This window comes from Pseudonocardia sp. HH130630-07, from assembly GCF_001698125.1.
Lineage (GTDB): Bacteria > Actinomycetota > Actinomycetes > Mycobacteriales > Pseudonocardiaceae > Pseudonocardia.
Window position 1 is genome coordinate 257,307 of sequence record NZ_CP013855.1, and the last position, 12,304, is coordinate 269,610.

The following is a 12,304-nucleotide window of genomic DNA, read 5'->3' on the forward strand; positions in this document are numbered from 1 at the left end:
ACCCCTCGCGGTGGATCAGGACCGCGCCGTCGCGCTCGCCCCGGCCAAACGCTCCAGCGCTCGGTCGGTGGCGACGAGGTCGAAGTGGTGTGGGTCGAACCGGTCCGAGCCCCACCACTCGACCCGCTCGGCGTGCTCAGCATGATCGGGATCGGCGAGCGCGTCGACGAACTCCGAGTAGCCGAACACCCCGCCCACATCCTCGGGCGGACACGCACCCTGACCCTCGACACAGCGTGGGTACCGCACCCCAGGCTCTGGGATGGTGACCGCGTCGACGACCAAAACGTGGTGCCAGTTGTCGCCGAAGTCGTAGACGTAGCCGGCGTCATCACCGGCAGCCAGCACCCGGAACAACTTCGTCTTGGCCTCGTCGAGCGTGCCGGTGTCCCAATCCGGATCAGGCAGCCCGTAGCGGACACCGTCGATCTCGAATTCGTGCAGGTGGGAGTTGGTCCAGCCCATCGCGTCCTGCACGACCTCGTGCAGGACCGCGAGGCTGGCCTCACCCGGAACCTCGACCACCCGTCGCACGGTCGGCTCGACATCGACCAACACGATCTCGATCCGGAAGATCTTCGTCTTCGTCGTCACCCGAGGCCTCGCCATGCTGCGATGCTCCCACCGCTCCTCGCACCCCCAGCACCCGCTCCCGGACTTCTGCAACGACCTCTAAACCGTCCGGAGACTAGTCTGCACGTCCTGCTTGAGCGCTGCGGCGAGCCCGTCGAGAACCGCGGCGAGCCCGAACACCACCGGATCGGTGCTCGGCGGCACCTGCGCATCCGGGGCGGCCTGGGCGTGTGCGCGCGCTTGCAGACGCGGAAAGTCGGCCATGATCTTGGCGGCCTTTTCCGATACGCTGAGTAACCGATTCTTGTCGGTGTCCGGCGTTGCAGCGAGCGCCGCCGCGCGTGCGGAGTCCTGGTACATCGCTCCCAGCACGAAGTTGAACAACGTGTTGACCGCCCAGTCAAGCTGCGCGTCGGAGAAGCCGGCCGTCTCGAAGATGGCGTAACTGTGGTCCTGGTAGCGGGCCATCCCGGTGCCGTACGCGTAGGCGCTGATCGTGGCCGAGATCAGCCAGTGGTGAGCGACTCCCAGGTGGTAGGTGTGCATTCCCAAGTCGGTCGCTGCTTGCCTCCACCCGACGACGGCCGGGTCGAGCAGCGGGATCGACCGCCACACTCGATCGCTCGCCAGCTCGATCAAGTTGTCCTTGTCCTGGACGTGCCAGTACAGCGTCGGAGCCGATACGCCGAGGCCCTGTCCCAGCCTCCGCATGCTCAGCCCCGTCAGTCCCTTCCGGTCCAGTAGGTCGATGGCGGCCGTGACGATCTGTGACTGATCGAGGGTGTCCCGCGCCATGGCCGGAGTCTACCTCTAACGGCATTCGAGTCCCGGCTTGACGCGGTGATCGACCGTCTCTTACGTTGTTCGAGAGAGTCTCGAACGATGTTAGGGGAGGAGGTGTGTGGACATGAACGGACGAGATGGCAACGACCTGGCCATCGATATCCGCGGCCTGCACAAGGCGTACGGGGACAAGCGGGTCCTCGACGGGATCGACCTTGAAGTTCGCCCGGGCAGCGTCTTCGCGCTGCTCGGGCCGAACGGAGCCGGCAAGACGACGACCGTGCAGGTGCTGACGACTCTGGTTCTTCCGGATGCAGGTACGGCGATGGTGTCCGGGCACAACGTCGTCGAGGACGCCAGGGCGGTGCGCGCGCAGATCGGCGTGACCGGGCAGTTCTCGGCCGTCGACAAGCTGCTCACCGGCGAGGAGAACCTGCGGTTGATGGGCAGGCTGCGACACCTGGACCGCGCCACGACGGAGCGCCGGGCCACCGAGCTGATCGAGGCCTTCGAACTCGGGGGCGCCGCGCGCAAGCCGCTGCACACCTACTCCGGTGGAATGCGCCGCAAGCTCGACCTGGCGATGACGCTCCTCGACCGTCCGCGCATCCTGTTCCTGGACGAGCCGACGACCGGGCTCGACCCGCGCAGCCGGTCGGGCCTGTGGCAGATCGTGCGCGACGTGGTCGCCGACGGCACCACGGTCTTCCTCACCACGCAGTACCTAGAGGAGGCGGACCAGCTAGGGCATGTCTCCCAATAGGCGTGACCAGGTGATGCAGGCGCTGAGGACGGTGGCGGCGCGATAGGTGATGGCGAGTTTGTCGTAGCGGGTGGCCAGCCCGCGCCACTGCTTGGTCAGGGTGAAGTGGCGTTCCACGACGTTGCGGCCCTTGTAGGTCTCAACGTCGAGTCCGGGTGGTCTGCCGCCGAGGGAGCCGCGGCGTTTGCGGGCGGCGATCTCGTCGCGTTTCTGCGGGATGACGGTGGTGATCGAGCGGCGGGCCAGTGCGCGCCGGTTGACCCCGGATGAGTAGGCCCGGTCGGCCACCACGGCGTCGGGTCGGGTGCGGGACCGTCCCGCGCCGAGGCGGGGGACGCGGATGTCGGCCAGGACCTGCTCGAGCATGGCGCCGTCGTTGCGCTGCCCGCCGGTCACCACCACCGCCAGCGGCCGGCCCCGCCGGTCGACCGCGGCATGGATCTTCGTCGTCAGCCCGCCACGGGAACGGCCGATGCCGTGACCTGCGGGTTCTCGCGGTCCGCCGAGCGGGCTGGGCATGAACCCGTCAGGGGATTTCGTGTAGTTCGACCGTGCCCCCTGTGTCCTGCTCGGGGCGGGTGGTGTTCGTGGCGTGCTGGTGCGCCCGGTTGATCGTGGCGTCCACCGACACCTGTCAACACCGTCCAGTCGATCTCGCCCTTGGCGTCGGCCTGGGCCAACAGTGCGGCCAGCACGGTGTCCCAGGTGCCGTCAGCGGCCGAGCGCGCCGGGTTCAACATGATCTCGGCTGTTACCCCACTCGGAGTACTTCATTTTGACGTATTCACCGGCCGGTTCGACGCCACCATCTTCGTTGAGTTCCTTAAGAAACTCATGCATGACGCCCCCGGCCCCGTGTTCCTGATCCTGGACAACCACTCCGTACACAAGGCCCGCCTCGTCCGAGACTACGTCGCATCGCTCCGCGGCCGATTGAAGCTGTTCTTCCTCCCGCCGTACGCACCTGAACTCAACCCCGACGAGTGGGTATGGAAGAACGTCAAACACGATCAGGTCGGCCGCGCAGCCGTCACCCGACAATCGGAGTTCTAACCAGATGTCCCGACTCAGGTCAGATTGGTGCGGTGGCCCGATGGGCCGCAGCCGAGTCTGGAACGTGTCTATAACAGGGCACGGACGGGGAATAACGCGGTGGCCCGCACGGTCAGCGTGGCCAGCCTGCACCCCTGCCCCGACCTGGGCTGCGAGTTCTTCCCGCACGCAACCCAAGCGATCAAGCTGGTGCGTCGCCGCCGCCCCCTACGGCCCGGCGGGAGGTGGAAGACCGAGACGGTTGGATCCGTGGCCACTGAGGTGTTCTCAGTAGCGTGGTGATCATGTTGTGCGGTCGTATTCGGTGTGGAGTAACACGAGCGCGGCGGCGGTGATCGCGCCGGTGCGCCAGGGACAGAGGGTGACTCGCTGTAGCGTTGCGAAGGTGGTCTTGAGCAGGGCGTTTGCTCGTTCGGCGAGTGCTCGGGTGGCTGAGTGCAGGCTGTTGACGGTGCGCTGATCGACTGTTCGGCCGCCGGCGGGGATGGGTTTGATCGGCACGGTGAGTCGGTGGGCCTCACCTTCGTAGCCGAGATCGCCCAGCGCGGCGTGGTCATCATCGATCCAGTGATCGAGGTCTTCGAGCAGACCGGGGTGGGCTCGGGCACAGGTCACGTCGTGTTCGCGCCCGGGTCTTCCCGGGGATGTCCATAGCGGCCATCCATCCGGGGCGGACACGACCTGGACGTTCCCGCCGTGGCGGTGGTGTTTACCCGACCACCACAGGTCGACCCCCGCGGTGGGGCCGAGCGCGCGGCAGCGGTCGGTGGCGATCAGGGTGCCGTCCAGGTGAACGTGGGTGTGTCCGGCGAGGCGGGCGGCGAGCAGGGCACCGTGCAGCCCGGGTGCGGCGCTGGCGAGGACGTCGATGCCTTCGTGCAGGTAGCGATAGGTGGTCGCGGTACTGATCGCGTTGTCGCGGGCCAGGTGCCGGACCCGGGTGGCGTCGCAGAACCAGCGGATCACCAGCACTGCCTGGGCGAACGGGGTCAACGCCCGCCGCCGGGGGCGGGTACCGCGGCGACAGCGTTGAGCGGCCAGAAGCCGAGCCAGGTAGGCCACGGTGTGCTCCCCGATCGGGAGGACAGCGGTGTAGGTGACAGGATCGGACATGCGGGGCCTCGGAGAGTTCGTTGATCTTGGTCGACCAACTGCTCTACCGGGGCCCTGCCCCATGTCCTAGACATCTCCACTCCCTCGGCGTGTCGCAGCGGAACGACCACCACTACTGAGAACACCTCACTGAGCCTTTTTAACCTGACCAGCGAGCTTCTGCGTCAGGAGATCGCGAAGGTTGCAGCGCAACTGCTCTGACCACAGCTGCACAGGTCACCGGCTCGCCAGCTCGGCGTCTGCACCCACACAACCAGGCCCCTGAGCTGCCGGAACGGCAGGTTGAAAAAGGCTCACTGGTCGATCGAGACCCGCCTGCACTGGGTCCGCGATGTCTGCTTCGACGAGGACCGCGCCACCGCCCGCAGCGGTCACGCCCCGCAGGTCATGTCCGCGTTGCGCCTGGCCGGCGTCACGAACATCGCCGCAGCGCTACGCCACCACGCCCGCAACCCTCACCGCCCGCTGATCACCTACAAGATCACGTGACGACTTTGCCGGGACCCTGGGCCCTGACCCGAGCGCGGTGCCTGGCTGGGCTATGTCACCACCCTCACCTGCACTCCATTCCCGGAAGAGCCAGATATTCGCTGAACTCGTCGAGTCAAATGCTTCGGCTGCCTGAATTCGCTCTGAACTCAAGCTGGTGATCTTGCCGTCCGGCAGCGTCGACCACCGGTCAACGTGCGGAACATTGCGTGCCAGAATATTTCGAACGGACCACGGGTGAACATGCGTAGCCACAGCCAGCAGAACCCCATCAGGATCGTCGAGATGACGGCGAACACCAGGTACGCCCCGTAGACGTTCTCAATCTTTGGCCACGGACCGGAGCCGGCCATGGTGTACATGAAGATCACGCCCAGGATATTCTGCAGAAGATAGCAGCTTAGAGCCATGCGCCCCACCAAGCCCAACGCGCGTCCCACCCGTCCGACCGTACGTCGGACGTAGAACTCGGCGACCAGGGCAAGGATACCAAGGGCCACCACTGTGGCGGCCCCGTAGCGACCGAACAAGATGACGTAGGGTCCGAACATCTCGGTTCTGCTGAGCAGATAGTCAAGCGGAAGAGCGGCCAGGAATCCGCTGCCGATGAGCCAGTACCGCAGGCGATGGTGCCCGGGCGCGAAGATGCCGATGCGGTAGAGCTTCGCGCCGAGGAGGAACGTGACCAATCCCATCAGCATAACGGTGAAGAACCCCTGGTCAGGCACGAAGCTGGATTCGATGATGTGGCTGAAGCTCGCTTGCACCTCCGACCACCAGGTGCCAGACCTCAGGTCGACCGGCAGTGTAGACCTCTCCGTCGTCGTGGCTTGTTCGTAAGCCTGGTATCCGCTATATCCGACATGTCCGAGATGGACGCCTAGGAAGAGCCCGATCAGCCACCACTGCACCCGCTCGCTGGTCAACAGCAGAAAAGCGACAAGGAAGCCGGCTACCGCGTAGGCACGCAACACATCGAACCGAACGAGGAAGATGAAGTTCAGCAGACCGGCGACGAGCAGCAGGGCAGCCCGGACGGGATAGGCACCGGGCCAGCGCCGGCCGCCGCGCAGCGCCGACTGCCGTTGGATTTCTAGGCCGATGCCGAACATGACGGTGAGCAGGCCGATGAACTTGCCATTGGGCAGCCAGGCGGACACGCTGCCCAGCCAGGCAGGGGCAGTGCCGCCCGCCTCGGCCCCCACGGACGCCGTGAAGATCCAGACATTGGAGGCCAGGGTTCCGATAATGGCGATGCCGCGCAGCACATCCAGAGCAGGCACCCGGTTCGACGCCCTGGTGACCCCCTGACCCACCACGGTGTTGCCGGCCGCGGTGTGGGTCGGGACGGCATGATCTCGCCCTGATGGTGGCACGCTGTTGGCAGCTGATTCACCCATTTCCCTGATTCTTGGCCTTCCGTGTCAACGGTGTATCAACGCCGATTCAGGTTCCGGCGCGACGAGCCACGCCACCGGTCGGGCCGCGCCAGTCGCGACGGGCCGATCAGGGATGGGCAGGGCGCGGCAACCGCAGGACGAACCTCGCCCCCGGTCGGCCGAGGGCTCCAATACCGTCACGGCCTTCGACGGTCAGGTCTCCCCCCTGCGCCCTGGCGAGCTCGCGGGAGATGGCCAATCCCAGCCCTGCCCCGCCGTCGCGGCCGCGGGCCGGGTCGGCCCGCCAGAACCGGTCGAACACCACGTCCACGTGCTCGGCCGAAATACCTGGGCCAGTATCGGCGACGCTGAGCAGCGCCTGATCGGCGTGGGTGGACACGGCCACCGTGACCGTGCCCCCGCGCGGGGTGTGTCGGACCGCGTTGGTGAGCAGGTTGCTGATGATCTGACGGACCCGGGTGTCGTCCCCCCTCGCCAGGCACGGCTCCTGGGCCTGGATCTTCACGGTGATCCCGGCCGCCGCAGCGAGCGGTTGATGGGTGTCGCCGACCGCAGCGGCGAGGCCGGCGAGATCCAGCCGGGTGGGATTCAGCGACAGCACCCCGTTCTCTGCCAGATGCAGGTCCTGCAGGTCGTTGATCAGCCGACGCAGGTGCTGGGTCTCCTCCAGCATCGATTCGATTACTTCGGGTGCGGGTTGGAAGATCCCGTCCTGCAACGCCTCGAGGGTGCCGGTCAACGTAGCCGCCGGGTTGCGCAACTCGTGGGAGACATCCGAGATCAGCCGCCGACGCGACGCGTCCGCGCTGGCCAGCCGGGCAGCCATGCTATCGAAGGCGGCTGCGACCTGACCGACCTCGCCCCGGTCGCTGAGATCGACCCTGGTGTCCAGGTCCCCAGAGCCGATCCGGTGAGCCGCCGCGGACAGCCGGCGCAGCGGGGTGGTGACTAGTTGGGCGATCAGGACAGCAGCCCCAGCCGTAGCGGCCAGTATAATCAAGGCGACCAGTAACGTCTCGCCGGTGGCTAGCCCGGTCACGTTGAGTGTCGCGGCCCCGGCCGACCCGAGGAACAGCAGCACAGGCGGGGCCATCGTGGCCCGCGCGACCTGCTCCTGGCACTGCGCCCAGGCTTGCACAGCGGCGAGGTCATTGCCGGTGATCTCGACCGGGAAAGCCTGGGTTCCCAGGCCGAGCAGGGGCTCGACACCGCGCTGTTCCAGACAGGCGGCGACCTCGGCGTCGGGCTGCGCAGCGCGCCGCTGCTCATCGGTCAGCCAGCTGAGATCGACCAGCTCGGTGGGGTATTCCCCAAGCACGTCGGTGCCGTACACTCCGAACGTCGGTGTATAGGGATCCACGATCGCATCGGGTCGGGCCCGCAGCGCCGCGCCCGGCATGCCGCGCAGTCGGTCGGAGTCCAGCAACACCTGCCCGTCGCTAGTGGTCAGGGTGATCCGTCGGTCGTAGCGCTGACCGAGTCCGCGCACTAGGTCAGCCGCGCCGTCCCAGCTAGTGAGCCCGACGCCGTAGTCGATCAGCTCCTGGTGGATCATCGAGTCGTTGCTAAGCGTACGCGAGGCCTCGTCCTGTACCGCAGTCTCCACGTTGCGGGTCACCAGCCAGGCGGTCACCGCGACCAAGACGACCGACAACACTACCGTGGCCGTGGCGATCCGCGACCGGACGCTACCCAGCACCGGTCGGATCCTCGGCCAGGCGGTATCCCCGGCCTTTCATCGTCAGCAGGTACCGAGGCCGGGCCGGGTCTGGCTCCATCTTGCGTCGTATGTTGGACACGTGCATGTCGACCGTCCGCTCCATAACCAGGTGGTCAAATCCGGCGATCGCCTCCAGAAGCTGCCGTCGCGAGTACACCCGACCCGGGCGTTGGGCCAGGGTCTCCAGCAGGGTGAACTCGCGGGCGGTCAGCTCCACCGGTTGCCCGGCCACGCGGACCGCGCACCGCTCGAGGTCGATCTGTAGCTCACCGAACTGCAGCACGGCCTCGGCCGCGCCGGCGCCGGCGCGCCGCAGAACCGCCCGCACCCTGGCCATCAGCTGGCGCGGGCTGTAGGGCTTGATCACGTAGTCGTCAGCACCCAAGTCGAACCCGAGCAGTTGGTCCTCCTCAGCCGACCGGGCAGTGATCAACATGACGGCCATCGGATGCTCGCCGCGGACCGAACGGAGCACGTCCAGACCGTCGAGGTGAGGCATCATGACGTCGAGCAGGACCAGATCGGGCCGGCGCTGGCGGATGGCGTCGATCGCGGCCCGCCCGTCGCCGACAACGAGGACGGCGTACCCCTCCCTGACCAGGTATTCACGCAAGACGAGGGCTTGTTTGGTATCATCTTCAGCCACCAAGACCCTGGCCACCGCCCGAACCTCCACGCACCCGGCCTGCAGTGATCGTGTCGCCCCGTCGGCAACCGGCCGCCAGCTGTGCGGCCGGGCCCGCACCAGCGGCTCGGTCCCCGCCAGCGGGCCAATGCGCTGGCTATCCGACCAACCAGCTGACCACGACCAAATCCGACGATCCATAGTATCGCACCGATCAACAGTCCGATGGTCCGCCCGGTCCGCAGTCCGGCACCGCCCAGGGTGACCACGCCGAGTCCAACGACCCCCGCTCCATTTTGGGTCCAGCACCGCGACCCCCTTGGGGGTTAACCCGGATCTTTCGTCGGGCAGTCCCGGCTTGATCGACACCGGTGCTCGTCGGTGTGGTGGCGCTGATTCTGCCTGGCGGGTGTGACAGTTCAGCCGAGGTCGCTCGGGTGGGCGCCGGTTTCCACTGGTCCGGTCGGGGTCCTGGGTCGTCGTGACGGCGGGGTCGGGCTCAGCCGGGGACGGCGAGTGCGCGCAGCCGGGCGAGGCCTTCGCAGAGCAGCCTGGCCCAGGGTGCGTGGGCGGGCAGGTGCAGGACGGTTCGGCGGGCGTGCCGGGCTCGCTGTGCGGGCTGGGAGAACAGCCGCAGCCGGAGTCGTTTCGGTTCCCAGCGCCGCGCCGGGTGGTCGGTGTAGGCGAGCATCTGCGCCCAGGCGGTGACCTCGCAGGCGAGCGCGACAACGGCCTGCCAGATCCGGTTCTGGTCGAGCTCGTGCAAGGGCAGGTTGGTCAGCCCGGTGTCCTTCGCCGCCCGGATGCGGTCCTCGGCGCGGGCCCGGCGGCGGTGTCGTAGCTCGAGGTCGGCGAGTTGGCGGCCCGCTCCACCGGGGTGTGTGTTGGTGGCGAATGCGGTGTAGCGCAACCCGTCCGGGTCGGTGATCCGTAGCTGCGCGCCGGGGTGCGGGCGCTCGCGGCGGACGATCACCCGCATCCCTTTCGGCCAGGAGGTCAAGTTCATCAGGCCGGTCGCCTCGATGACCCAGGCTCCGGGACGGGGCTCGCGGTCGGCATCGAGCGCGGTCTGCCAGTCCGTGGCCGGGAGCGCGGCGAGCTGGTCGACCAGAGCCTGGGACAGCCCGAAGCCGACTGAATAGGACAGACGCTGCCCGGCCAGCCAGTCGAGGAGCTCATGCGAGGCACCTGCGCCGTCGACCCGGATCAGAACTTTGCGGCCGGGACGGTTGCCCGGGCGGTGGTCGGGGAGCTGGCGCAGCGCCGCCCGGATGACGGTGACGTGGTCGGTGGCGGTGTTCGACCCGGCGTTCCCGGGGCGTAGCAGCGCCGCGAGAGGCTCACCGGTCCCGGCCGCGCCGTGGTCGCAGAACGCCCACAACGGATGGTGCCCGAAGCCCTTCTTGAACGTCGGTGCGGCGCCCTGCTTGTCCGAGTGGGCGGTGATCAGGGTGGCATCCACGTCGATGACCAGCGGGTTCGCCGCGTCCGTCTGGTGGTCGGGAGCGGCGGAACCGGCCAGCGCCCACACCTTCGCCCCGAGAGGCGTGTCACGCGAGCCGTGTAAGCCGCGGGTGGACCAAGATCGACCGCAGTGATCAACACGGCGGTCGGGAGGGACACCCACGTGAGCGAGAACCAACCCGATCCCGACGGTGAGACCGCGGCTGCCCGCCGGCTTGCCGAGGCGCTCGACCCGTCGGCGATCGACGCGCTGTTGGCCGATGCGAAGGCCGCCGGTACCCCGATCGACGGCGTCGACGGACTGCTCAACCAGATGACCAAGGCCGTGCTCGAACGGTCGCTGCAGACCGAGATGACCCACCACCTCGGCTATGACCGCGACGACCCCGCCGGACACGGTACCGGCAATTCGCGTAATGGCAGCGCTACCAAGAAGGTGTCGACCACGAACGGGCCGGTGACGATCAGCGTGCCGCGGGACCGGAATGGCGAGTTCGAGCCGCAGATCGTGCCGAAACGCGCCCGTCGGGTCGGCCAGATCGACGAGCTGGTGCTCTCCTGTTACGCCCGCGGAATGTCGACCCGCGACATCGAAGCGCACCTGCTCGAAGTGTACGGGGTGGAGGCGTCACGGGAACTGATCTCGAACATCACCGATGTGGTGACCGACGAGATCGAGATCTGGCGGAATCGGCCGGTCGACGAGGTCTACCCGATCGTCTATATCGACGGTATCCGAATCAAGATCCGGGACAAGGCCGCGGTCACGATCAAGAGCGCGCACCTGGTCATCGGCGTGGACGTCGAGGGCCGCAAGCACGCGCTGGGCTGCTGGATCGCCGAGACCGAGGGCGCGAAGTTCTGGCACGCGGTGCTCACCCAGCTGCGCAACCGCGGGCTGCGCGACATCCTGATCGCCTGCTGCGATGGCCTGAGTGGTCTTCCTGAAGCCATCACCAGCGTCTTCCCCGACGCCGTCGTCCAGACATGCGTGGTGCACGTGATCCGCAACGCGATGCGGTTCGTGTCCTACCAGGACCGGAAGAAGATCGTGAAGTCCATGAAGACGATCTACACCGCGCCCACCGTCGAGGCCGCCGAGCTCGCCCTGAAGGATCTTGACACCGAGTGGGGACGACAGTACCCGGGAGTGCTCGACGTCTGGCGTCGTGCGTGGAACGAGTTCATTCCGTTCCTCGACTACCCGCCCGAACTACGGCGGATCGTCTACACCACCAACACCATCGAATCCATCAACTTCCAACTCCGGAAAATCACAAAGACTCGCGGGCACTTCCCGTCGGACGAGGCGGCGATGAAGCTACTCTACCTCGGCCTGCGGAACATTCCGAGCAAGAGAGGAGGTGAGTCCGGAACCGGAACACATGGCTGGAAAACAGCCCTGAACACCCTGGTCGTCCTCTTCCCTGGACGACTTCCTCTGTGATAGCTTAACCACATCAGTCACCCGTGGCTTACACGGGAACCGTGACAGGCTCGGGCTGGTTGCCCTTGACCGTGAGCACCCAGTGCGCACCACGGTCGTGGAGGTACTCGACATGCTCGCGTTGGGTATGTAGCGCGCCCGCGGTCACGACCACGCCGGTCAGATCCATGCTGGTCAGAGTGCCGAGCAGCGGTGCGAACGCGGTGATCTCGTTGGTATTGCCCGCGACATCGATCTGCCCGAGCACCACGCGGGTGTCCTGGTCGATCACCGAGAGCAGGTGCCTGCCCGCGACCACGTTCCCCTCACGGTCGGTGTGACGTGACCCGCGCACGGTCTTGCCGTCCACCGCGAGCACACGACGTCGACCGGCAGGCACCCTGGCCGCGCACAGGCGCTGCACGAACGCGCCGATCACCGCGTCGAACCGGTCGGCGTCGATCCGGCCCAGGATCCGGCGGATCGTGGACTCCGACGGACACCGACGGTCCACGCTCAGGCAAGCGGCGACGTCGGCCGGCAGGTCGGTGACCCACTCGGCGACCGCAACGAACGATCGGGCACCGGCCGCAACTGCGCACACCGCGACGGTCAGCACCACGACCAGCCTGTGTCGGACCCCGCGACGGTGACGCGGATCGACCACCCTGCTCAGTGCCTCGGCCAGATCCGGGGCCAACTCGACCGGATCAGGTAGCTCCGCCCCGCCCACCTGGTCGCAGAGGGCAGCGATCGACAATGAGCCTTTTTCAACCTGACCAGCGAGCTTCTGCGTCAGGAGATCGCGAAGGTTGCAGCGCAACTGCTCTGACCACAGCTGCACAGGTCACCGGCTCGCCAGCTCGGCGTCTGCACCCACACAACCAGGCCCCTG

Annotated in this window: 10 protein-coding genes and 3 pseudogenes; 4 read left to right on the forward strand and 9 right to left on the reverse strand. The window is 67.1% G+C overall.

The window, feature by feature from the left end:
• Positions 1-15: 15 nt before the first annotated feature.
• Together AFB00_RS30005 and AFB00_RS30010 are read right to left on the reverse strand one after the other, a co-directional pair.
• Positions 16-609 carry a plasmid pRiA4b ORF-3 family protein gene (locus AFB00_RS30005; protein ID WP_060713948.1) on the reverse strand — a complete coding sequence of 198 codons (594 nt, stop codon included), beginning with the start codon at positions 607-609 and terminating at the stop codon, positions 16-18.
• A 63-nt stretch (positions 610-672) separates the two neighbouring features.
• On the reverse strand, positions 673-1,368 hold the full coding sequence (locus AFB00_RS30010) for a TetR/AcrR family transcriptional regulator C-terminal domain-containing protein (protein ID WP_068800902.1): 696 nt from the start codon (positions 1,366-1,368) through the stop codon (positions 673-675).
• 112 nt (positions 1,369-1,480) lie between these two features.
• Between AFB00_RS30010 and AFB00_RS30015 the strand changes: the two are divergent.
• Positions 1,481-2,101: pseudogene (locus tag AFB00_RS30015) on the forward strand (ABC transporter ATP-binding protein); the annotation flags it as partial.
• Here AFB00_RS30015 and AFB00_RS30020 read toward each other — a convergent pair.
• A pseudogene (locus tag AFB00_RS30020) lies at positions 2,099-2,844 on the reverse strand (IS5 family transposase); the annotation flags it as partial. The pseudogenes AFB00_RS30015 and AFB00_RS30020 sit on opposite strands and share 3 nt — an antisense overlap.
• On the opposite strand from AFB00_RS30020, the gene AFB00_RS30025 reads away from it, so the two are divergent.
• A complete protein-coding gene (locus tag AFB00_RS30025) occupies positions 2,825-3,172 on the forward strand; it encodes a transposase (protein ID WP_156819911.1) in 348 nt (115 codons plus the stop codon). The pseudogene AFB00_RS30020 and the gene AFB00_RS30025 overlap by 20 nt on opposite strands.
• A 282-nt stretch (positions 3,173-3,454) precedes the next feature.
• Here the strand turns inward: AFB00_RS30025 and AFB00_RS30035 are convergent, their stop codons facing one another.
• Positions 3,455-4,285, reverse strand: a complete 831-nt coding sequence (locus AFB00_RS30035; RefSeq protein WP_068796054.1) for an HARBI1 family protein — start codon at positions 4,283-4,285, stop codon at positions 3,455-3,457.
• 282 nt (positions 4,286-4,567) lie between these two features.
• Here AFB00_RS30035 and AFB00_RS30040 point away from each other — a divergent pair, with 282 nt between their 5' ends.
• Positions 4,568-4,774 carry a hypothetical protein gene (locus tag AFB00_RS30040; RefSeq protein WP_083276221.1) on the forward strand — a complete coding sequence of 69 codons (207 nt, stop codon included), beginning with the start codon at positions 4,568-4,570 and terminating at the stop codon, positions 4,772-4,774.
• 149 nt (positions 4,775-4,923) lie between these two features.
• Here the strand turns inward: AFB00_RS30040 and AFB00_RS30045 are convergent, their stop codons facing one another.
• From AFB00_RS30045 to AFB00_RS30060, 4 genes and pseudogenes are all read right to left on the reverse strand, one after another.
• Positions 4,924-6,174, reverse strand: a complete 1,251-nt coding sequence (locus AFB00_RS30045; RefSeq protein WP_083276222.1) for a DUF418 domain-containing protein — start codon at positions 6,172-6,174, stop codon at positions 4,924-4,926.
• A gap of 106 nt (positions 6,175-6,280) precedes the next feature.
• On the reverse strand, positions 6,281-7,873 hold the full coding sequence (locus AFB00_RS30050) for a sensor histidine kinase (protein ID WP_068800908.1): 1,593 nt from the start codon (positions 7,871-7,873) through the stop codon (positions 6,281-6,283).
• Positions 7,863-8,555: a response regulator transcription factor gene (locus tag AFB00_RS30055; RefSeq protein WP_068800975.1), complete on the reverse strand. Its 693-nt coding sequence runs from the start codon at positions 8,553-8,555 to the stop codon at positions 7,863-7,865. Before AFB00_RS30055 ends, AFB00_RS30050 begins: the two co-directional genes overlap by 11 nt.
• A 463-nt stretch (positions 8,556-9,018) precedes the next feature.
• A pseudogene (locus tag AFB00_RS30060) lies at positions 9,019-10,053 on the reverse strand (IS1380 family transposase); the annotation flags it as partial.
• Positions 10,054-10,146: 93 nt separating this feature from the next.
• Here AFB00_RS30060 and AFB00_RS30065 point away from each other — a divergent pair.
• Entirely contained in the window at positions 10,147-11,430 is a 1,284-nt protein-coding gene (locus tag AFB00_RS30065; protein WP_068796251.1) for an IS256 family transposase, read from the forward strand.
• Positions 11,431-11,458: 28 nt separating this feature from the next.
• On the opposite strand, the gene AFB00_RS30070 is transcribed toward AFB00_RS30065, so the two are convergent.
• Positions 11,459-12,253 (reverse strand): ISAs1 family transposase, encoded by a 795-nt coding sequence (locus AFB00_RS30070; protein ID WP_083276224.1) that lies wholly within the window; start codon positions 12,251-12,253, stop codon positions 11,459-11,461.
• Positions 12,254-12,304 lie beyond the last annotated feature (51 nt).

Coding starts and splice junctions, on each gene's coding strand:
- AFB00_RS30010 (WP_068800902.1), bottom strand. CDS start 1,368: ATGGCGCGGGACACCCTCGATCAGTCACAGATCGTCACGGCCGCCATC.
- AFB00_RS30045 (WP_083276222.1), bottom strand. CDS start 6,174: ATGGGTGAATCAGCTGCCAACAGCGTGCCACCATCAGGGCGAGATCAT.
- AFB00_RS30005 (WP_060713948.1), bottom strand. CDS start 609: ATGGCGAGGCCTCGGGTGACGACGAAGACGAAGATCTTCCGGATCGAG.
- AFB00_RS30035 (WP_068796054.1), bottom strand. CDS start 4,285: ATGTCCGATCCTGTCACCTACACCGCTGTCCTCCCGATCGGGGAGCAC.